This window comes from Snodgrassella sp. B3088 (genome assembly GCF_026535815.1).
GTDB classification, from domain to species: domain Bacteria; phylum Pseudomonadota; class Gammaproteobacteria; order Burkholderiales; family Neisseriaceae; genus Snodgrassella; species Snodgrassella alvi_E.
The window spans coordinates 15578-37884 of the sequence record NZ_JAFNPG010000002.1 but is presented as its reverse complement, the minus strand read 5'-3'; the positions used below and the strand labels follow the sequence as shown (position 1 = coordinate 37884).

Below are 22307 nucleotides of genomic sequence, written 5' to 3'. Positions count from 1 at the left end.
TTAACATGGAACCAGTAACATCACATGCCGCTGATGTTAAGGCACCATCAGGATTGCAGACTGTCCAGTCGCGCCATCATTCCGGCCAATATACTTTTGCCTTCCGAGTGACTGACAATGGGTTCACTACCTTTACGCCCAAGCAAACGTATATCATCTGCCGGCATTTCATCTATGAAACGGCTGGGTTCATGAAATTCCCACGTTCCGGCACGTTTGCGCTTATGACAATGAGTCAGCGTGAGCGTCTGGCGAGCACGGGTAATACCAACATACATCAGCCGGCGCTCTTCATCGATATTGCCTTCCTCCACGCTATCCGCATGCGGAAAAACGCCTTCTTCACAACCAACCAGAAACACATATGGGTATTCCAATCCTTTCGAAGCATGAAGTGTGGACATACTCACCATATCCGCATCTTCGTCTTCCTTTCCATCCAGCAAGGTCATCAGTGCAATGGTCTGGGCTATTTCAAGTATATTTCTACCGTCTTCCTCTCCTTTTTTACTAATCCAGCCGAGCAAATCCTGTACATTACGCCACTTGATTTCACCTGCACGCCCTTCTTCTGTGTTGAGTAGATGTGCTTCATAAGCAATATCAGACAACAGATTGTGTAGCAAGTTGCCAGCTGCTTCAGTACGTGCGCGTATTTGATAATCCGCCAGCATCGCCATAAACTGCTGTAAAGGCTCACGACTCTTGGCAGATAGTTCTGCCAAAGCACTCATACTGCGCGCCGCTTCGTACAGGCTGCATTGCGCCACTTTGGCATAATTATTCAGCTTTGCCAGTGTCGTTTCGCCCACTCCACGCCGCGGAGTAGTCACCGCGCGTAAAAAAGCCGGATCATCATCGGGGTTGGCGAGTAAGCGCACATAAGCGAGCACATCCTTAATTTCAGCTTTGTCAAAAAAACTCTGCCCACCAGAAAGACGGTAAGGAATCCGTCTGCTGCGCAAAGCTTCTTCAAATACTCGCGCCTGATGATTACCCCTGTACAGGATGGCAAAATCGCGATAATGCACCGCATCTCCGCCTACCAGTTTCTGGTGCGCAATGCGGCTAACCACCAAATCGGCTTCATGGGTTTCGTTTTTACAGGCAATCACATCAATCATATCGCCAAGCCCATATTCACTCCATAAAGTTTTGGCGAATAACTTAGGGTTATGGGCGATTACTTGATTGGCCACACGCAGAATACGCGCAGTAGAGCGATAATTTTGCTCCAGCTTGATGATTTTTAAATCTGGATAATCCTGCTGCAACAGACGCAGATTTTCCATATTGGCACCACGCCAAGCATAAATGCTCTGGTCATCATCGCCTACAGCAGTAAATTTTCCTTCCGCTCCTGTGAGCAAACGCATTAGCGCATACTGGCAAGTATTGGTATCTTGACATTCATCCACCAGCAGATAACGCAGGCGCAGCTGCCACTTATAGCGGATGTCTGCATCTGATTGCAGCAGCTCAACCGGTATGCGGATTAAATCATCAAAATCAACTGCCTGATAACTTATTAGAGTATCCTGATAAGAGGCGTATAGCTGCCCTATCTGATGTGTCCAGCTATCATCTGCCTGCCGAATAATAGTTTCTGGTGACAATAGGCTGTTTTTCCATAATGAAATTTGGTGCTGTGCCTTAAATACCATTTCACGGCCACTGCTACCCAGCAACTCGCTGATAATTTTGCCCGCATCGGCACTGTCGAGAATAGAAAACTGTTTTTTATAACCAGCTGCGGCCGCTTCTTCGCGCAGAAAACGCATACCCAATGAATGGAATGTGCTGATGTTTAAACCACGGGTCTGCGATTTGTGCAACAAATGCCCTACACGCTCTTGCATTTCCCGAGCCGCTTTATTCGTAAACGTAATCGCGGCAATCTGATGCGGTGGATAACCAGCCTGCTTGATTAGAAAGGCAATTTTTTCAGTAATCACACGCGTTTTACCGCTGCCAGCACCAGCAAGTACCAGTAACGGCCCATCCAAATAATGGATAGCCTGATGTTGTTGTGGATTAAGATTCAACATGATTTACTAGATACTTTCCGGCGCAATAGATGAGACTTCTGCCTAAAACAGCTAATCCTGACATCTGTGAATCGGATAGTAAACTTAAATTTGCCAATCGATTGGCGCCATACCGTGCTGTTGCAGATATGCATTGGCTTTGGAAAAATGCTTACAACCAAAAAAACCACGGTAGGCGGATAAAGGGGAAGGATGGGGCGCAGTCAGTACCAGATGCTTTTGGCGATTTATCATCGCTCCTTTTTTTTGTGCATGACTACCCCAAAGCATAAAAACAACGTTCTGACGTTCTGCATTCAGTGCAGCAATCACATGGTCAGTAAATGTTTCCCAGCCCAGCTCAGCATGAGAATGTGCCTGACCAGCGCGCACGGTTAAAACTGTATTGAGGAGCAATACACCTTGTTCCGCCCAGTGTTGTAGATAGCCATGCTGTGGTATACGAAAACCAGCAATATCGTCAGCTAATTCTTTGTAGATATTAACCAAAGATGGTGGAATAGCAATTCCCTGTCGAACTGAGAAAGATAGGCCATGAGCCTGTTGCGGACCATGGTAAGGATCTTGCCCTAGAATCACCACTTTTACCTGTGCAAACTCAGTAGCCTTAAATGCATTAAAGACATCTGGAGCAGGCGGATAAATAATTTTACCGGCCATTCTTTCGGCACGGACAGTTTCCAGAATATGCTGAAAATATGGTTGCTGTTTTTCTGCACCAATTGCCTGATGCCATGTCTGCATATGTTCTCCCCTATACGATTAGGATAATTTCTGCTTTACCCTGATACTCACTCATGCAGCCAATTTTAGCATACAGATACAACCACTAATCATGCTTGAAACGCCAGAAATGAGCCAGAGGACCATAACCGTGTCCTAAATGCCAATGCTGTCCAGCCTCAATGGCGCCGTGCACATAGCATTTAGCCACAGCTACTGTATTAGCTAAAGTTTCATGCTGTGGACGTAAAGCGGCAATTGCTGCTGAAAGCGTACATCCAGTACCATGTGTATGAGATGTTTTAATACGCAGACTCTTAAAGCAAACTGGTTCGCAATCCTTTTCCAGTAACCAGTCTATGGCTTCTTCATCTTCACTGAGATGCCCGCCTTTGACCAGAACAGCCTGACAACCTTCATCCAGCAGAATTTGCCCCTGCTCCAGCATTTCATCACTAGAAGTAGCCATCGTTTTCTGAGTCAGCAACGCCAGCTCAAACAAATTAGGAGTAAGTATATCGGCAAGCGGCATGAGCATTTGCTTCATAGCTTGCACGGTATTTTCTATAGACAGTGCCGAACCAGAGGTGGCTACCATTACTGGATCTAATACAGTAAAAGGCAGATGAAATTGCTGCAAAGACTCTGCAACGACACGTATACTTTCAATATCCGCAAGCATACCAATTTTGAGCGCATCAATACGGATATCCGACATCACAGCCGAACATTGTGCCTCAATCATATCCGGTGTTACCACCATTACCTTTTGCACACCAAAAGTATTTTGTGCTGTTATTGCAGTAATGACACTGGTACCGTAGGCACCAAGTGCGGCAAAAGTTTTTAAATCCGCTTGTATACCTGCACCACCGCCGGAATCCGAACCGGCTATAGTCAATGCACGAGGGTAAGGCTTGGCCAGGGCCATAAGCGACTCCCAAAATAATTTTTATTAGTCAAGGATTTAATTTATATATACATCCTGCAAAAAAAACAAGCCCATACAAATAAACTAATCAGTTTAAGCAACCTTGTTTGTAAAGGGAAAAACCGCCAGAAATATAATATTTGCAATTAAAAACAGAAATTTAATTCAAACAATCAGTCAGTAAAACTGTGTTCCGCATCAGGAAAAATCTTAGCTTTAACTTCCTGTACATAGGCTCCGACAGCAGCCTGAATACTGGTTTGATTGTGCATGAAATTCTTCACAAATTTTGCTGTTTTGCCTGGATAAATTCCCAGCATATCATGCATCACCAGTACCTGACCGTCACAATCGACACCGGCACCAATACCTATGGTTGGACAGCTTACAGATGCGGTTACTTTTGCTGCCAGAGCAACTGGCACACACTCCATCAGCACCATATCCGCTCCGGCTTGAGCATGTGCCTGAGCATCGGCTAGCAATTGTGCCGCAGCTTCACCGCGACCCTGAACTTTATAACCGCCAAGCGTATGTACTGACTGCGGCGTCAGGCCGATATGTGCACACACAGGAATACCGCGTTGCTGTAAAAATTGCGTAGTTTCAGCGATCCATTCACCGCCTTCCAGTTTTACCATGTGTGCTCCGGCCACCATCAGCCGAACAGCTGCCGCAAAAGCCTGCTCTTTACTTTGCTGATAAGCGCCAAATGGCAGATCTGCCAGTATCAGCGCCTGCTGATTGCCTCGCGCCACAGCCGCAGTGTGATAACAAATATCGTCAACACTAACCGGAATAGTTGAAGCTTGTCCCTGCACTGCCATACCCAAGGAATCACCAATCAGCAGTACGTCAACACCAGCATCGCTCATCAGACGAGCAAAACTGGCATCGTAACAAGTTAGCATAGCGATTTTTTCGCCTGCGGCTTTCATTTTTTTTAAAGTGTGAATGGTATGCATAAATTGATAAATCAAATAATATTAATTAGAAAACACGGCCGGTAGTTATACACAGTCTGTTTCTGCAAGGAAACAACAAATTCATCAATCAGTAAAACTGATAAACAAACGGCCAAATTGAATGTGCGGCAAAATACCACAGACAACCTTTTTACCCGAGCAGATTAACAAATATTTTGCTATAGATAAATTTAACCGGCACGATGATACGTGCGCTTGTCCTCAACATTACTAATCATCCGTATCTGCTCATCTAGCAATCACGCCAAGCATCATTTTTTTACGCTTGAAACCAAACCATGCAAATTGTGTAAATGTGTATACTGATTTTCAATCCAATAAACAAAAACCGTACTTTTTCTACCAAAAAGTACGGTTTCCAAACTGAATAACACATCCATCAGTATGCAAAAAATATCAAACAAACATCATAATGGCATTGATATTTTTTTACCCCGATTAAACTGCGCTGCATACTGAAATAGCAAAATTACTACAGAAAAAATGGCTGAAACTTACTTTCTTACGCAAAAAAATATTCAGCTTTACTCGACAGCACAACACATCAGTTATTCGCTTAAGTTCAGATAATTACGACTTCCCTGCATATTAGCAATGGTATTAAGCAACAACTCAAAATGATCTTCATTACCCAGAAAATCCAGCTCATTGGTATTGGCAATCAGTAATGGAGCATGCTGGTATAAATGGAAAAAACGGCGATATTCAGCATGAATCTGCTGTAAATAACCAGCAGGAAACAAATTAATCATACCATCCTCACGCTGGCGCAGACGCTTGTCCAGCAATTCATCATCCGCTTCCAGATAAATCACCAAATCCGGTACCGGAAATTTAGGCATCACCTTTTGCTTGATTTGCCAATACAACGTCTGCTCTTCTTCACGCAGAATTACCGGTACATATATCTGGTCTTTCTCCAGCAGAAAATCAGCAACAATACGTGAACGCCGTTCATCTTCAGCATAGATAACATTGATGGCTTCACAACGGCGCATTAGAAAATGCATCTCTGTAGCCAGCCCGTGATTGGCAGCATTTAGATAGAATTTTTCTAAAAACGGATTGCTTTCAGGTATCTCTGATAACAGTAAAGCATCAAAATACTGTGCCAGACGACGGCTCAAAGCTGATTTGCCACTGCCAATAGATCCTTCTACGACAATGTAGCGATAATCCATATTTTCCCCTGACTTAGTTTTGATCGCCTTCAATAATCGTGGCTGCATCCGGCTGTGCTTTAAGTAATTTTGCCGCCAGAGTAGAGGCACTGCCATGAGTGCCGATTACATAGTATGGTGCAATAGCAGCTAGTGGGGCCATTACGAATGCACGTTCATGCGCACTTGGATGAGGCAATTTCAAATCAGGTTCATTAATGGTCTGATGATTGTAATCAATTACGTCCAGATCAATCATACGCGGACCATTTGGCACATTGCGCACACGTCCCAGCTTATTTTCCAGTTCTAGCATGGAATGTAGCAATGCCTGTGCACTTAAAGTGGTATGAACCAAAACCACCGCATTGACAAAATCAGGCTGGTCAGTCAATCCCACCGGTTTGGTAAGATAAAGTGGTGAAATTGCCTTTACACGGATACCACTAACCTGATTCAATGCAGCCATAGCCGCTTCAACCTGTTTGCGCGGATTTCCTAGATTAGCGCCCAAAGCAATAACCGCTGTTACTGTTTTCATGCTCCCTCCTGCTTGGATTTGTTAGTGCGTTTATTACGATTTCGTTTTGATTTTGTAGAGGTTGTTTTTACCTGCATCGCAGTGTGAATCAGCTCTTCACGCTCTGCATCCGTTCCCTGCTGAAAATTCTGCCACCACTGCACAGTTTCCTGAGCCACTTCGCCCAGATTGGCGCGAAGACACAGAAAATCAAAAGCAGCACGAAAGCGCGGCTGAGCAAGTAGACGATATGGCCGTCCACCGCGCATTATTTCAAATTGCGGTTGCAGAGACCAGATTTCACGCATAGTAACACCATAGCGCTGTGGTACACCCCAGTGTTTATCTATGTGCTGACGTTCGGAAGCCATGGCAGCATGCATGGCCCCATTACTGCGCATACCGCGCGCCTGTTGTTGTATCCATGCTTCACGCATATGCGGCCACAATACTGCCGCCAGTACAAATCCCATGGAAACGGACTTATCCGCACGCAGACGCTCATCAGTATTTTGCAGAGCCAGCGCAGCTATGTGCCCACTGCCGCCTGCTCCAGGCATCAGTGCATCCAAGAGCGGATGAATATTTTTTAAACCTAATATATCCATCTGACGCAGACATGCTTGTGCATAACCACTGAATAGAATCTTTAACACTTCATCAAATAGCCGTGCCGGTGGCTCCCGCTGAAGCAACTGCGCACATTCGGCAATTGGTTTGGATGTCTGTCTATCAACCGAAAATCCAAGTTTGCCTGAGAGTCTGGCTGCACGCAACATGCGTACTGGATCTTCCTGATAACGCTCCTGCGGATTGCCAATCATAACCAGACGACGATTGCGGATATCTTCCACGCCATGATGAAAATCCAATATGACCTGTCTGTGTGGATCATAATAAAGTGCGTTGGCGGTAAAATCGCGACGCATGGCGTCCTGTTCCAGCGTACCGAAACTTACATCTTTCATAATCCGCCCCAGCTCATTATGGCTATTGACGGCACCACCACGGAAAGTTGTAACTTCAATGGTTTCTGGCCCCACCATGACATGTACAATCGGAAAACGTCGGCCAATGATGCGGCTGCGTCTGAATAGTTTACGCACCTGTTCGGGCGTGGCATTGGTGGCGACATCATAATCTTTGGGAGAAACACCCAATAGCAAATCCCGCACTGCTCCACCTACCACATAAGCCTCATAGCCTTCTTTCTGCAAACGGGATATCACTTTTTCCGCAGCAAAACTCAGCTCATCCGCCTTAATATGATGTTGTGCCAAGGGTATTTCCCGTTTTCTGCCTTTACTGACAGTCTTACGCGGCAAAACCCTGTGTAACCACTTTTTTAGCATAGAAAATACATAAGCTTATGAAAAAATACTCGCGTGCCACAGCAAACACGACCACTAAAACAGCGTAGTATAACCTATCTATTCGTTTCTCATCATCGTTAGCAGACCAAACTCGTACAATTCTGCCTGCTTCTTCACCAGTATGGTGCACTTTGTATATAATAATACACCTGTTTCTAAATAACATATGCAAGAAGAAACTTATATGTATAACTATCAGTCTGACACAACCCAATTTCTGAATAAATACTTAAATGAACACCCTGAGGAAGCTCAGGCTCAGATCCAGCATCGCGGCTTGCTGTGGGATGTTCAGCTAAATCCCGAAGATGAAGCAAATTTTGCTGCCGCCAAACTGCCAAAAAAAGGCTATACCTATTTAACCGAATAATCTCCTGCCGACCTGTCATGAGTCAACGAGCTGGTGTGAATAGTCCTGCGCTTAATACTTATCTGGCGGAGGTAAATCCCCAAGAGCACCCTTTACTGGCACAACTGCGTGCTGAAACAGCTCAGCACCGCAAAGGAAATATGAGTATTGCGCCCGAGCAGGCGCAGTTGATGACATGGTTAGCAACGCTGATACAAGCACGCCATTATCTCGAAATCGGTGTTTTTACCGGCTACAGCAGCACTGCCATGGCACTGGCTTTACCGGAAAACGGTCACATAACTGCCTGTGATATTAATGTCACTTACACCGATATCGCCCGCCGTTACTGGCAAGAAGCCAATGTCAGTCACAAAATACAGCTCTATTTACAACCGGCCTTGATAACGTTAGATAAACTGATTGCGGCAGGACAAAGCAATCAATATGACATAGCTTTGATTGATGCCGATAAACCGCCAACACCTCACTATTATGAACGCTGCCTGCAATTGGTTCGCTCTGGCGGCATTATTGCCATTGATAATGTACTGCTGCATGGGCGTGTGGCTCAACCTGCAAACACGCACGAACCAGAAAGCGTTCAGATTATGCGTTCATTTAATGCCAGCCTGAAACATGATTCGCGAGTGCAGCCACTAACCATCCCTCTGGGTGATGGCCTGACCTTGATGCAGAAAAAATAATAACAATCACTTAGAGGAGAGCAGCACCAAATGTTCTTATTTAATCATCGTCATCTATTGCTGGCTGCACTGGCTATGATGACCATCAGCTCATGCAGTACAATGAGTACCTCCTCTGCCCCTGAAAATACAACTAATTCAGAGGCGCCTGCACCGTATACCCTTCAGACAGCAGACCAATTGAGCCAAATGAAAACCCAGATAATGAGTCTGCAAAGTCAGGTAACCACCCTACAAAATCAATTAAATGATTTACGCCAGCAACAATCAACTCTATCGCGTTATCTGAATGTACATATTCAGCCAGCTCGGGTGAATCCAATAAAAAATACTGGCAATAGCGATACTACCGATGAAGCCCGCCGCCTCTACAACGCCGGACTATATGCTCAGAGTATCAGACTTTTAAAAAATGCAGATAGCGGCAGCAATGGCAGCAAGCTGGCACAGGAGCGCATGTGGCTGCTACTACAAAGCCATATGCGTCTAAATAATTGCGAATCGGTCATCAATATCGGCAAACGCTTCAGCAATTTGTTTCCACAAAATAGCCAAACGCCCAATGCCCTATATCAGGTGGCACAATGCCAGACACATTTACAGCAGCAGGATATTGCCCGTACCACCTATCAACGCATTATCAGCAACTATCCCACTAGTAATGCAGCAAATAAAGCCAAGCATCAACTGAAAAAATAATTTACAAACAGAATAAGAGCAAAACATGAATACTCCTCAAATCGGCATCATCATGGGCAGCAACAGCGATTATCCGGTAATGCAGCAAGCAGAACAGTTTTTACAACAATTCAGCATTCCTTATGAAATAAAAGTTGTTTCTGCACACCGCACCCCAGATTTAATGTTTGAATATGCCGAAAATGCACGCTCCAGAGGACTCAAAGCCATTATTGCTGGTGCCGGTGGTGCGGCGCATTTGCCCGGCATGGTAGCTGCGAAAACCACGCTGCCTGTACTGGGTGTACCGATTCCAAGCAAATATCTGCATGGCGAGGATTCCTTGATGTCTATTGTACAAATGCCCAAAGGGGTACCGGTAGCCACCTTTGCCATCGGCGAGGCCGGTGCAGCCAATGCAGCCTTATTTGCCATTGCAATGCTGGCAAACAACAATCCCCAGCTAGCTCAGAAACTCACGGAATTTCGAGAAAATCAAAGACAAAATGTTTTAGCGATGAATTTACCCAGTCAGCCAGCCTGATAAATCAGGAATTGGCCTGCACCTCATGCTAAGTAGCGTTTATTTTCTTCCAAACAATTGGCATCTTTAACAGACTTTTTCTGATAATAATCGCTTAATACTGTCCATAGCTGCTGTTTCTAAGCCATAAGAGTGAGAAAATTAGCAACAGTAGCTTTTTAGTATCAGCTACCTACCAGTCTATAAATACAAAAGCGGTTGCCGCACCATAGCAGCAACCGCTATTAATCTGCAAAACCATTATTTTTCAGTACGCAAATCCTTACGCAAAATTTTGCCTACCGCTGATTTAGGCAATTCTTCACAAAATTCGATGTCCTTCGGTACTTTATATCCCGTCAGATTCTGGCGACAGTATGCAATAATTTGCTCACGTGTCAGTGCAGGGTCACGCTTAACCACAAATAATTTTATAGCCTCACCTGTTTTCTCATTTGGCACACCGATACAGGCTGCTTCCAATACCTCTGGCATAGCAGCTACTATTTCTTCAATTTCATTCGGATAAACATTAAATCCCGATACCAAAATCATGTCTTTTTTACGGTCAACCAAACGTACATAACCCTTGGCATCGATTTCTGCCATATCACCGGTGGCGACAAAGCCACGGCTATCCAATACTTTGGCCGTTTCCTCAGGGCGGTTCCAGTAGCCCTTCATTACCTGTGGTCCTTGTACCCACAACTCTCCTACTTCACCTATGCCCAGCACTTTACCGTTATCATCTCGAATTTCAATATCGGTATTGGATACTGGTAAACCGGCTGTACCCGTGTATTCAGGATTATTCAACGGATTGGCACACACGCCTGGGCTGGCCTCAGTCAGACCATAGGCATCGATGATTGGCACCCCTGTAATCGCTTTCCATTCCTGCGCCACATTTTTCTGCGTCGCCATCCCGCCACCCAAAACAAGCTTCCATGATGAAAAATCAATTTTTTTGAATTTTTCATTATGAATCAGAGCATTAAATAGCGTATTCACCCCACTCATCACGGTGACACGATTACTTTGGAGTACTTTAACCAGCGCATTGATATCACGCGGATTGGTAATCAGAATATTTTTGGAGCCAGCATTGGCAAATATCATGATATTCACAGTGAGCGAAAAAATATGATAAAGCGGAAGCGGTGTTACTACCACTTCCTGCCCCGGTACCAGATTGGCCTTAATCCACTCTGATGCTTGCTGCATATTGGCAACAATATTTCCATGAGTCAGCATTGCACCTTTGGATATACCAGTTGTTCCACCCGTATACTGCAATAAGGCCAAATCCTCCAGCCCAAGCGGCACTGGTGTAAAGCGCTGCTTTTTACCCAATGCCAGCGCTTGCGGAAAAGTAATGGATTGCGGAATATGAAATGGTTTCACCATTTTTTTGACTTTGCGCAGCATGAAATTCACCAGCGTGCCTTTCAGCCAGCCCAACATATCTCCCATACTGGCGACAATCACCTGTTTTAGTGATGTCTGATCCAGCACTTTTTCCACCGTATGTGCAAAATTTTCCAGCACAATAATGGCCGTCGCACCTGAATCAATTAGCTGATGCGCCAGTTCACGCGGTGTGTACAGAGGATTGACATTAACCACTACGCCGCCAGCCTGCAATACACCGAACACGGCCACTGGATACTGCAACACATTCGGCATCATAATTGCCACGCGCTCACCCTTTTGCAGCTTAAGCACATTCTGCAAATAAGAAGTAAACTGATTCACCAAAGTCGCAGTCTGCGTATACGTCAGAGTGGTACCCATATTAGAAAAACTCGGCTGCGGTCCGAACTTCTTCACACTGGTGTGCAGCACGTCAATAATCGACGAATAAGCACGAACATCCACTTCTGCGCGCACCCCTTCCTGATAACTTTGTAACCAGATTTTTTCCATTATCTTTTTTCCTTTGCAACAATGCGCCTGATTTAATGTGAAGTAAGGGAACATCAGTCAAAACAGACTGTAAAGAAAACATCAAATCAGTACGACTGCATCATTGCTAGCAAGATGATTGCCCAATTATAGGCAATCGGTTGAAATTAAATTAATTATTATTAATACTGTGGCTATCGGTATCGCTGATAATACCACCACCCAAACACATTTCGCCAGCATACAGGACGGCTGACTGGCCTGGTGTCACAGCCCATTGCGGTTCATCAAATACAAGCTCGGCACTGCCGTTATCAAGATAGCGCAAAGTAGCGGAAGCATCCGGCATGCGGTAACGCGTTTTCACTCCGTAGCGACCTTCAGCCGGCTTCTCAGGCGTTGTAAAACTTAGATCGTGCATAATCAGGCTACGGCTGAATAGACGCGGATGGTTATGCCCCTGTACTAACAAAAGTTCATTTCTTTTCAGATTTTTTCCAGCCACAAACCATGGTTCGCCATCACCGCCGATGCCTAGCCCTTTACGCTGACCCAACGTGTAATACATCAGACCTTCATGTTCACCTACTACTTTTCCTTCCGGTGTGACCATTGCACCCGGATTGGTAGGTAAATATCGTTGTAAAAACTGCCTAAACGGCCGTTCTCCGATAAAACAGATACCTGTGCTGTCTTTTTTGGTTGCTGTCGGCAACTGTGCCTGCTCCGCCAAACGGCGTACTTCAGTTTTTTCAAGTTTGCCCAACGGAAATAATGCTCGTTGCAGCTGATAAGGCTGGAGGCGATAGAGAAAATAGCTTTGGTCTTTGTTTTGGTCGAGCCCTTTAAGCAGATAATGCACACCATCGCGCACCTCTTTGCGAGCATAATGACCAGTAGCAATTACATCAGCACCACCTGCCAGAGCATGGTCCAGAAAACATTTGAATTTAATTTCCGCATTGCACAGCACATCCGGATTTGGTGTGCGCCCTGCCTGATATTCCTGTAGAAAGTAGGCAAAGACATTATCTTTATACTCGCTGGCAAAATTGACAATGTCTATATCCATACCAATCACATCGGCAACTGTAACAGCGTCAAGTGAGTCCTGCTTGATGGAGCAATACTCGTCATCGTTATCGTCTTCCCAGTTTTGCATGAAAACACCGCGCACATCATAACCGCCCTGTTTGAGCAGCAAGGCAGTCACCGATGAATCCACACCACCAGACATTCCAACAACAATGCGTTGAGATAAATCAGCTTTTGTATTCATTTACATTTATCCAAAATCGGCGCCGATTTTGCCACAGCCGGAGCATAGCGACAACTTACAGGCAGCATTGATAATGCATAAGGCATGCTAACCGCCAGCATAAACACACAATACACTGCAATAAACATTAATGTGTTTACACAAGCAAACATCAATTTGAGTAGGAACAAAATAAAAAACACAGGCTGTCATCACTGCGTAATCTGCCTTAAGCAAATCAATCACAATCCCGACAGCCTGTGCAAATGCAAATCAGACTCAATTCTGATGCAGGCGGTGCAATACTTCATCCCGCCCCAGTAAAGCCAATACCTGATCAATCGACGGCGTTTTGCCAGTACCACAGACTGCCAGCCGCAATGGCATACCCAATTTACCCATTTTAATATTTTCTGCTTCACAGAATGGCGCAAACAAGGCATGTATACTTTCCGCATCCCACTGTGGTAGCTTTTCCAGCTCAGCGGCAAAACGCTGCATTCGTAACGGTGCATCCATATCCCAGTGTTTGGCCACTTCTTTTTCGCTCGGTGTGGCTTTAACATAAAAATATCTACATTCTGAGGCTAGTTGATTCAAATCCTGTGCTCGTTCCTTTACCAAAGCTATTACATCGGTCAAAGCCGGCTGTCCAGTCACCGCAATGCCCTGCTGTTCTAATCGTGGGCGTACCAGTTCAGCCAGACGTGTATCATCACTGGCTTTGATGTGCTGAGCATTCAGCCACAGCAGCTTTTCATGGTCGAAACGGCTGGCAGAAGGGCTGACATCCTTTAAATCAAACCATTGCACAAACTGAGCCATCGTGAAAAATTCGTCATCACCATGTCCCCAGCCCAAGCGTGCCAGATAATTCAACAGAGCTTCTGGCAGAATACCCTGTTTATCATAATCCACCACACTAACTGCATCACGGCGCTTACTCATTTTGGCGCCTTTTTCATTCAAAATCATTGGCAGATGTGCATACTGTGGCAGCGTGGCTCCCATAGCACGCAGAATATTAATCTGTTTCGGAGTGTTATTAACGTGATCATCACCACGGATAACCTGCGTAATCCCCATATCATAATCATCTACAACCACACAGAAATTATAGGTAGGGGTACCATCGGCGCGGGCAATAATCAGGTCATCTAAATCTTGATTGGCTATAGCAATATGGCCTTTGACCAAATCATCCCATGCCGTTTCACCAGTCAGCGGCATTTTAAAACGCACTACCGGCTGCACACCCTCTGGTATTGCAGGTAGTGTTTTACCCTCGTCGGGACGCCAGCGCCGGTCGTACCAGAAATGTTCGCCACGTGCTTCTGCTTCCTGCCGCATCGCTTCCAGCTCTTCACGGCTGGTGTAGTCATAATAGGCATGGCCAGAAGCCAGTAGCTCACGCAATACTTCAGCATAGCGGTCAAAACGCTGCGTCTGATAAAACGGGCCTTCATCATAGTCCAGACCTACCCAGTGCATCCCATCCAAAATTGCCTGCACCGATTCAGCGGTAGAGCGTTCCAAATCAGTGTCTTCAATGCGTAATACAAATTTACCCTGATGTTTACGCGCAAATGCCCATGAAAACAAAGCCGTGCGCACACCGCCAATATGTAGAAAACCGGTAGGACTGGGAGCAAAACGAGTACGTATCATGATAACCATTTCAGACGCAGAAAAACCGCTATTGTACGCGTAAGCCAGCCTGAACAAAACCCGTTCATGCTATGCTTGCGATTGCTACCCATAAACTTTGGAAAGGCGGAATCTTTATGACAACACCGAAACATCTGGCTGTTTACTACACTGGCGGCACCATCGGCATGCAGTCCACTCCTGCCGGACTAGCGCCGGCAAACGATCTGCCGCGTCTGGCCGCCCCCATTTTTCAGGAATTTAGTAAAGAAGTGCATTGTGACTGGTTTATCAGCGACCCCTTGATTGATTCGTCGGCCATTACCTTGAACAACTGGCAACATTGTTTAGAATGGACAGACAGCAAAGCCACAGATTATGATGGCTTGCTGATTCTGCATGGTACGGACACCATGGCTTATACTGCCAATATCATCTCACTTGCAAGGCCACAGCTAGGTATTCCTCTTATCTTGACTGGCGCCATGCTGCCACTAGCAGCTGATAACAGCGATGCCCCACTGAATCTGCGTACAGCATTGGCCGCGTTTAGCTTGCGCGATTTTAATCAGACCGCTATCGCATTCAACGGCCAGCTCTGGCCAGCAATTGGCAGTGTAAAAATCAGTACCGAGCGGCCGGAGGCTTTTGCCAACCCACAATTTGGCACACTGGCACAATGGTCGGCTACCGAAGGTTGGTTTAACACTAACCTTCCGGCCACACCCCCCTCTACTGCACCAGCAAGCTACCGCATTAGCAACACCGTTCGAATCCATTGTTTTACCCTTACACCGGGAGCCAATCTAGATATGATTAGCGCCAGCCTAAATCAAAACGCGCCGGACGGAGTGGTACTGCAAAGCTACGGCAATGGCAATACACCAACTGATGCAAGCTTTCTGGCAGCCATTCGCCACATCAGTCAACAATCCATACCGGTATTAAATATCAGCCAAGTTTTGCAAGGCAACGCCTCCGCAGTTTATGCCCAAGGACATGAACTGCGCGCTGCTGGCGTGATTAATGGCGGTAAATGCAATCTGGAAACCGCTGTAGCCATTCTGACTCTCGCTGCTAGCAATCATTGGAGTAAAGAAAAAATTGAAAATCTGTTAGAAGAGCAACAGCTGATTTAACCGGTTCTACCATAATGCAGGATAATCTGTCGAAACCAACCTGTTATCCTGCATATCCCGATATACTCAAAAAAATATTATTTTTGTTTTTATCTTAATAACATTATTAATTAAAAAATTTTTTTGATTAACAAATAAAATCTTCAATTTTCATTTTCATGTATTTCCACTATCACCTGTATCCTATTTGAAATATTGTTTATCAAGCATTTATATTCGCTATTTAATTTATTTATTAACAATTTCTCTGATCGCGCTTTACTTATTAAACAGCCTTTGGGTACCAGCTTTTACAATGTATCAGCAGATATGTGATATAACACTTTTATTTCAGTATAGATAAATTAAGCGTGGAAGAAAAAATTAGTTTGAAACAAAAGGCCTATATTATTCTTGGTTCTTTTCTGGTGGCCGCATTCATTATTGGTATTGCCGGTGCGCTACAGGCACCCACTCTCAGCCGTTATCTGGCGAAAGAAGTGCAAGCTAATCCCTATCAGATCGGCCTATTTTATTCAGTCAATGCCATTGCTGGTATTGTTGTGAGTTTTCTTCTGGCGCAGTATTCAGATAATAAAGGTATCCGCCGCAATATTATTTTATTCTGTTGTCTGATGGGCATCGGCAACTGTATTACCTTCGCCTTTTCACGCCACTACCTATTGCTTATCTCTGTGGGTATCTTTTTTTCCGCATTCACGTCAGCTGCAATGCCGCAGATTTTTGCTTCAGCACGCGAATATACCGACCATACCGGACGTAATGTCGTGGTATTCAACGGCATACTCCGCGCCCAGTTATCATTAGCATGGGTTATCGGACCGCCCTTATCCTTTACATTGGCAGTTAAATATGGTTTTACCACCATGTATCTGAGTGCAGCGGCTATGTTCTTGGTTGCTCTCCTAATTATTTTTATGTTTTTTCCTGCTATCAGACGTTCTGCTCCAGCCAGCAAAACTTCAGAACCAAAAGAAAAAATATTTCGCAACCGCAACGTGATGTTTTTATTTATCGCTTCAATCAGCATGGGCACAGCCAATATGATGTATTTAATTGACATGCCGCTGTATCTGAACCAGATTTTGCCATCCGCCCCATCCCTGCCCGGACATTTGATGGGCGTAGCCGCAGCCATTGAAATTCCGGCCATGCTGGTGGCTAGCATGCTGGTACCGCGTTTTGGAAATAAAAACCTAATTTGCTTTGCCGTATTATGTGGCATCATTTTCTATATAGGCATGATTATCAGTCAGAAAGAATGGATACTGATTTCGCTACAACTATTCAATGGCCTGTTTATCGGTATTGTAGCCAGTATTGGACTGATATATTTTCAGGACCTGCTGCCAGGGCGGACAGGAGTAGCCTCAACACTATTTAATAACTGTATTTCGTGTAGCATTATTCTGGCCGGTATGTTGCAAGGCACCGCTTCTGCCAATTTTGGTCATCATTTAATTTATATCCTTGCTTTAATCATGGTATCGGTTTCCCTGATTTTCTGCCTAATAATTACCAATCCGGTACATAAGACCAAACACCTAAAAAATTAATTCATACATCCTGAGCCATTTCTGGCCATCTTTCAGGCTGAACTAAACGGTTCAGCTTTTTTTACAACATATACCTAAACTCAGATTTCTGTATGGCGAGCGCCCATCAAAAAAAGAATATATGCATAAATTAAGCAATTAAATAACCATATTAAATCAGTTTGCAATACTAATTACCAACATTAATACAGATAAAATTATATAATTCCACTCATTCAGCATTTAAAACCATAATTTTTGCACATGCATCTTTCGGTTGCATTGACAGTGCAAATTTAATCCCGTAACTTATCAAAAAAATCCAAATCTTTTTTGGTTGAATAAATACAGTCAGTTAATGACATAGTTACATCGCATTACCATACATTCAGTATGCGAAAACACCAGCTCAGGCCGGTCTACATTTTTCTGGAGAAAATTTTATGAATCAAACAAGCAACGTGCGTCAGCGCCAGCTGGCTGCCGCCCCGCGTGGAGTCGGCTTTATGTGTGACTTTTATATTGATCACGCTAAAAATGCCGAATTTTGGACACCTGAAGGCAAACGTTATATTGATTTTGCCGGTGGCATCGGCGTACTCAATACCGGCCACCTACATCCTAAAGTTCAACAGGCTGTGGCCGACCAGTTGCAGAAATTTTCTCATACCTGCTTTAATACCGTGCCGTATGAGCTGTATGCCAAAGTCGCCGAAAAAATCAATGCACGTGCGCCCATCTCCGGCGATAAACGTACAATGTTTGTTACTTCCGGTGCCGAAGCAGTAGAAAACGCCATCAAAATTGCTCGAGCCTATACCAAACGCCGCGGCGTCATTGCTTTCAATGGTGCTTTTCATGGCCGTACCAATTTAACCATGGCTTTAACCGGTAAAATTGCCCCTTATAAAGTTGATTTTGGGCCATTTCCAGCCGACATCGTTCATGCGCCCTATCCCAACGCTTTACATGGCGTGAGCATAGAGGATGCCCTTTATGGTCTGCATAATATTTTTAAATGCCATCTGGCCGCCAGCGACGTTGCAGCTATCATCATCGAAGTAGTACAAGGTGAAGGAGGCTTCAATGTTACCCCAAATGAATTCCTGCGCGCTTTACGACAGCTGGCAGATGAACACGGCATTGTGCTGATTTTTGATGAAATCCAGTCTGGTTTTGCCCGTAGCGGCAAGCTGTTCGCCACAGAATGGACAGGTGTTGAACCCGATTTAATGACTATTGCCAAATCTCTGGCCGGTGGATTTCCCTTATCCGGCGTAGTAGGCAAAGAAGTTATTATGAACGCACCGGTAGTCGGTGGTCTGGGTGGTACCTATGCAGGCAGCCCGCTGGGTCTGGCTGCGGCTGATGCTGTGATCGATGTGATTGAAACCGAAAAATTGTGTGAACGCGCCACAGTGCTGGGCAACCGTTTAAAGGAACGCTTCAACAGTCTGAAACAAACCATACCAGAAATTGCCGAAGTACGCGGCCCCGGCTCCATGGTTGCACTTGAACTAGTGAAAGCAGGCACGTCCGAACCCAATGCCGAAATGACCAAAAAAGTTCAGCAGTTAGCACTTGAAAACGGACTGATGATTCTCACTTGCGGCCAGTACTATAACGTCATCCGCTGCCTGTACCCGCTCACCATTGAAGACAATGTATTTGATGAAGCACTAAACATACTTGAAGCAGCCGTGCGTCAGGCTCAATAATAACTACTCAGCAAGCTGCCGGTGCTCACCGCATATTCGGCAGCCTGTAATGTCTGATACAGTTAATTTGGAAAAAAATTATGCAACTGCATGATCCTGCACTTTTAAAAACCCAATGTCTGATAAATGGCCAATGGGTAAATGCTGATAACAGCGCTGTTATTTCAGTTATCAATCCGGCCAACGGACACAATCTGGCCGATGTACCACGCATGGGCGCCGCAGAAGCAGAACGTGCCGTCGCCGCGGCACAGGCTGCCTTGAAACCATGGCAGGCCAAATCAGCCAAAGAACGCAGTAATCTGCTGCGCCGCTGGTTTGAGCTGATGATGCAGCATCAGGAAGATTTAGGCATTATCCTAACCTCAGAACAAGGCAAACCTTTAGCCGAAGCCAAAGGTGAAATTGCCTATGGTGCATCTTATCTAGAATGGTATGCCGAAGAAGCCAAACGCATTTACGGCGACACCATACCAGCACCATCCAAAGACAAACGCATTATGGTACTCAAGCAGCCGATAGGTGTGTGTGCCGCGATTACCCCGTGGAACTTTCCCAATGCCATGATTACGCGCAAAATTGCGCCGGCGCTGGCTGCTGGGTGTACTTTTGTTATCCGTCCTGCATCACAAACCCCGCTCTCTGCACTGGCTATTGCCGAACTAGCTCAACGTGCTGGCATTCCAGCCGGCGTAGTGAATGTTATCACTGGCAGCTCAAGTGAAATCGGCAAAGTACTTACCGAAGACGAACGGGTGAAAAAATTCAGCTTCACCGGTTCCACCGAAGTAGGCCGCAAACTGATTGCGCAATGTGCCGGCACCGTGAAAAAAGTTTCCATGGAGCTGGGCGGCAATGCACCATTTATCGTATTTAACGATGCCGATATCGATGCCGCCGTTGAAGGCGCAATGATTTCCAAATTCCGAAATGCCGGCCAGACTTGTGTCTGTGCCAACCGCTTATACGTACAAAGCGCAGTTTACGATGAGTTTGTCAGCAAACTGGCACAGGCCATCGCTAAACTGAAAATCGGCAATGGGCTAGAACAAGATGTCACTGTCGGTCCCTTGATTGACGCCAGTGCTGTAAACAAGGTTCAGGAACACATTGCTGACGCAGTAAGCAAAGGTGCAGAAATTGTAACCGGAGGTACTGCAGACCATCACGGCGAACTCTTCTTTCAGCCCACCCTGCTGAAAAATGTGACACAGGAAATGAAAGTGGCACGTGAAGAAACTTTCGGTCCGTTGGCACCAGTATTTCGCTTCGACAGCGAAGAAGAAGTGGTCAGCTGGGCAAACGATACAGAATTCGGACTGGCCAGCTATTTTTACAGTCGAGACATCGGCCGTATCGTACGTGTCAGCGAAAATCTGGATTATGGCATGGTAGCCATCAATACCGGCCTGTTGTCGAATGAAGCTGCTCCATTTGGTGGCGTCAAACAATCTGGCCTTGGACGTGAAGGGTCCAAATACGGCATTGAAGATTACCTTGAAATCAAATACATATTACTGGCCGGTATCGATCAGTAAATTCTGAATCAGCGGCAGCATTCTTCCATGCTGCCGCATTCCCCGCTGCAATTATAAAAAAACCTGAATGCTCTGCATCGATCAGGAAGACTTTTTGCGGGCTGCAATTGACTTAATTAGTCTGTCTGGCACTAATTCTTTTAGAGGAGAAAACATTGAGTACGTCATCTACATTAAAAAATGGACTGAAATCCCGCCACTTGACCATGATATCTATAGCTGGCGTAATTGGTGGCGCCCTTTTTATCGGTTCGGGTTCAGTAATTTTTCATACCGGTCCGGCTGCCATATTGGCTTATGCTGCTGGTGGTCTATTGGTGATGCTGATTATGCGAATGCTCGGTGAAATGGCCGTGGCTCATCCCGACAGTGGCTCTTTTTCCACATATGCCGATATTGCCATCGGCCGCTGGGCTGGATTCAGTATAGGCTGGCTTTACTGGTATTTTTGGGCTCTACTAATGGGCTGGGAAGCTTATGTAGCCGGTAAAATTCTTAACAACTGGTTTCCGCTGATACCCATCTGGGGCTACATGCTGGCAGTAACCATCGCATTAGTCATCATCAATCTAATGGATGTAAAGAATTACGGCGAATTTGAATTCTGGTTCGCCCTTATCAAAGTAGTCGCCATTGTTCTATTTCTGATTATAGGCAGTCTGGCCATCATGCATTTATGGCCATGGGGACAGGCAGATGCACAAGGATGGTCGCATTTAACCGGTCAGGGCTTTATGCCCAATGGCATCTCATCCGTGGTTACCGCACTGCTTGGGGTTATGTTTGCTTATATAGGAGCTGAAATCGTTACTGTTGCCGCTGCTGAATCCAGCCATCCAGCTACAGAAATCCGCAAAGCAACCAAATCCGTAGTCTGGCGCATTATTCTGTTTTATGTAGGTTCAATTTTTATCACCGTGTGTCTGATTCATTACAACGACCCGCATCTGAAGGATGCCACTTGGGGCACATACAGCGTGGTACTTACTTCTCTCGGTATTCCACAGGCACGTCACATTGTTAACTTCGTTGTACTCACATCCGTACTCAGTTGTTTTAATTCGGCTCTATATACCTGCTCACGCATGCTCTATTCATTAGCCAAACGCGGCGATGCCCACCGGATGATGGCCTATACTTCAAAAAACGGCAGCCCACAAATTGGCGTATTAGTATCCTGTGTTTTTACCTTACTGGCCGTATACCTTACTGCTACAGCTAAAATGAATGTTTACGACGTATTGATGACCGCTACCGGCACCATTGCTCTGTATGTCTATCTGGCTATTAGCTTCTCACAATTATTTTTACGCAAAAAACTGGAAAAGCAGGGCAAAACCATTAATTTTAAAATGTGGTGCTTTCCTTGGCTCACCTATTTGGTTATCGCTCTGATCATTGCATCCATCTTCACCATGATATTCGAAGGTACCTATAAATATGAAGTAATTTACACCAGCATATTGGCTGCCATTATCCTGCTGATGGGTATGTTGGCTCAAATATTCAAAACCGGCAGTCAAAAACTGTATTGAATAAATCAAATGCAACATAGCCTTGCATAGGATT

At 45.2% G+C, this 22307-nt stretch carries 19 protein-coding genes; 9 read left to right on the top strand and 10 right to left on the bottom strand.

The features are described 5' to 3' along the window. Positions 1-47: 47 nt before the first annotated feature. The 7 genes from rep to pcnB form a co-directional block, all read right to left on the bottom strand. Entirely contained in the window at positions 48-2048 is a 2001-nt protein-coding gene (gene rep, locus J3U75_RS00630) for a DNA helicase Rep (protein ID WP_267390043.1), read from the bottom strand. Positions 2049-2132: 84 nt separating this feature from the next. Further along, positions 2133-2792 (bottom strand): uracil-DNA glycosylase, encoded by a 660-nt coding sequence (gene ung / locus J3U75_RS00625; RefSeq protein ID WP_267390042.1) that lies wholly within the window; start codon positions 2790-2792, stop codon positions 2133-2135. Positions 2793-2877: 85 nt separating this feature from the next. Beyond that, positions 2878-3702, bottom strand: a complete 825-nt coding sequence (gene thiD, locus J3U75_RS00620) for a bifunctional hydroxymethylpyrimidine kinase/phosphomethylpyrimidine kinase (protein ID WP_267390041.1) — start codon at positions 3700-3702, stop codon at positions 2878-2880. Between the two features lie 173 nt (positions 3703-3875). Next, complete coding sequence (gene panB / locus J3U75_RS00615) at positions 3876-4667, bottom strand: 3-methyl-2-oxobutanoate hydroxymethyltransferase (protein WP_267390040.1); 792 nt, start codon at positions 4665-4667, stop codon at positions 3876-3878. A gap of 569 nt (positions 4668-5236) precedes the next feature. Continuing rightward, positions 5237-5869 (bottom strand): deoxynucleoside kinase, encoded by a 633-nt coding sequence (locus tag J3U75_RS00610; RefSeq protein ID WP_267390039.1) that lies wholly within the window; start codon positions 5867-5869, stop codon positions 5237-5239. A 13-nt stretch (positions 5870-5882) separates the two neighbouring features. Beyond that, positions 5883-6389, bottom strand: coding sequence for a 2-amino-4-hydroxy-6-hydroxymethyldihydropteridine diphosphokinase (gene folK / locus J3U75_RS00605; RefSeq protein WP_267390038.1), 507 nt, complete (start codon positions 6387-6389; stop codon positions 5883-5885). Next, complete coding sequence (gene pcnB, locus J3U75_RS00600) at positions 6386-7720, bottom strand: polynucleotide adenylyltransferase PcnB (RefSeq protein ID WP_267390037.1); 1335 nt, start codon at positions 7718-7720, stop codon at positions 6386-6388. Before pcnB ends, folK begins: the two co-directional genes overlap by 4 nt. Before the next feature lie 205 nt (positions 7721-7925). Between pcnB and J3U75_RS00595 the strand changes: the two genes are divergently transcribed. The 4 genes from J3U75_RS00595 to purE are packed head-to-tail and all read left to right on the top strand — an operon-like array spanning position 7926 to position 10019. Then, entirely contained in the window at positions 7926-8111 is a 186-nt protein-coding gene (locus J3U75_RS00595) for a DUF3460 family protein (RefSeq protein ID WP_100139888.1), read from the top strand. A 17-nt stretch (positions 8112-8128) separates the two neighbouring features. After that, positions 8129-8797: a class I SAM-dependent methyltransferase gene (locus J3U75_RS00590; protein ID WP_267390036.1), complete on the top strand. Its 669-nt coding sequence runs from the start codon at positions 8129-8131 to the stop codon at positions 8795-8797. Positions 8798-8827: 30 nt separating this feature from the next. Further along, positions 8828-9496 (top strand): tetratricopeptide repeat protein, encoded by a 669-nt coding sequence (locus J3U75_RS00585; RefSeq protein ID WP_267390035.1) that lies wholly within the window; start codon positions 8828-8830, stop codon positions 9494-9496. A gap of 25 nt (positions 9497-9521) precedes the next feature. After that, positions 9522-10019, top strand: a complete 498-nt coding sequence (gene purE, locus J3U75_RS00580) for a 5-(carboxyamino)imidazole ribonucleotide mutase (protein ID WP_100139885.1) — start codon at positions 9522-9524, stop codon at positions 10017-10019. A gap of 240 nt (positions 10020-10259) precedes the next feature. Here purE and J3U75_RS00575 read toward each other — a convergent pair whose 3' ends face one another. The 3 genes from J3U75_RS00575 to gltX all read right to left on the bottom strand — a co-directional run bounded on the left by J3U75_RS00575 (position 10260) and on the right by gltX (position 14832). Beyond that, positions 10260-11924 carry an AMP-binding protein gene (locus J3U75_RS00575; protein WP_267390034.1) on the bottom strand — a complete coding sequence of 555 codons (1665 nt, stop codon included), beginning with the start codon at positions 11922-11924 and terminating at the stop codon, positions 10260-10262. A 151-nt stretch (positions 11925-12075) separates the two neighbouring features. Beyond that, positions 12076-13182 carry a tRNA 2-thiouridine(34) synthase MnmA gene (gene mnmA / locus J3U75_RS00570; RefSeq protein ID WP_267390033.1) on the bottom strand — a complete coding sequence of 369 codons (1107 nt, stop codon included), beginning with the start codon at positions 13180-13182 and terminating at the stop codon, positions 12076-12078. Between the two features lie 258 nt (positions 13183-13440). Continuing rightward, on the bottom strand, positions 13441-14832 hold the full coding sequence (gene gltX / locus J3U75_RS00565) for a glutamate--tRNA ligase (RefSeq protein ID WP_267390464.1): 1392 nt from the start codon (positions 14830-14832) through the stop codon (positions 13441-13443). A 113-nt stretch (positions 14833-14945) separates the two neighbouring features. Between gltX and J3U75_RS00560 the strand changes: the two genes are divergently transcribed. From J3U75_RS00560 to J3U75_RS00540, 5 genes are all read left to right on the top strand, one after another. After that, positions 14946-15947 (top strand): asparaginase, encoded by a 1002-nt coding sequence (locus J3U75_RS00560; RefSeq protein WP_267390032.1) that lies wholly within the window; start codon positions 14946-14948, stop codon positions 15945-15947. Positions 15948-16297: 350 nt separating this feature from the next. After that, positions 16298-17503: a sugar efflux transporter gene (locus J3U75_RS00555; RefSeq protein ID WP_267390031.1), complete on the top strand. Its 1206-nt coding sequence runs from the start codon at positions 16298-16300 to the stop codon at positions 17501-17503. 422 nt (positions 17504-17925) lie between these two features. Further along, complete coding sequence (gene gabT / locus J3U75_RS00550; RefSeq protein ID WP_267390030.1) at positions 17926-19200, top strand: 4-aminobutyrate--2-oxoglutarate transaminase; 1275 nt, start codon at positions 17926-17928, stop codon at positions 19198-19200. Between the two features lie 80 nt (positions 19201-19280). Next, positions 19281-20738, top strand: coding sequence for an NAD-dependent succinate-semialdehyde dehydrogenase (locus J3U75_RS00545; protein ID WP_267390029.1), 1458 nt, complete (start codon positions 19281-19283; stop codon positions 20736-20738). 155 nt (positions 20739-20893) lie between these two features. Continuing rightward, positions 20894-22273, top strand: a complete 1380-nt coding sequence (locus tag J3U75_RS00540; protein WP_267390028.1) for an amino acid permease — start codon at positions 20894-20896, stop codon at positions 22271-22273. The last annotated feature ends 34 nt before the right edge of the window (positions 22274-22307 follow it).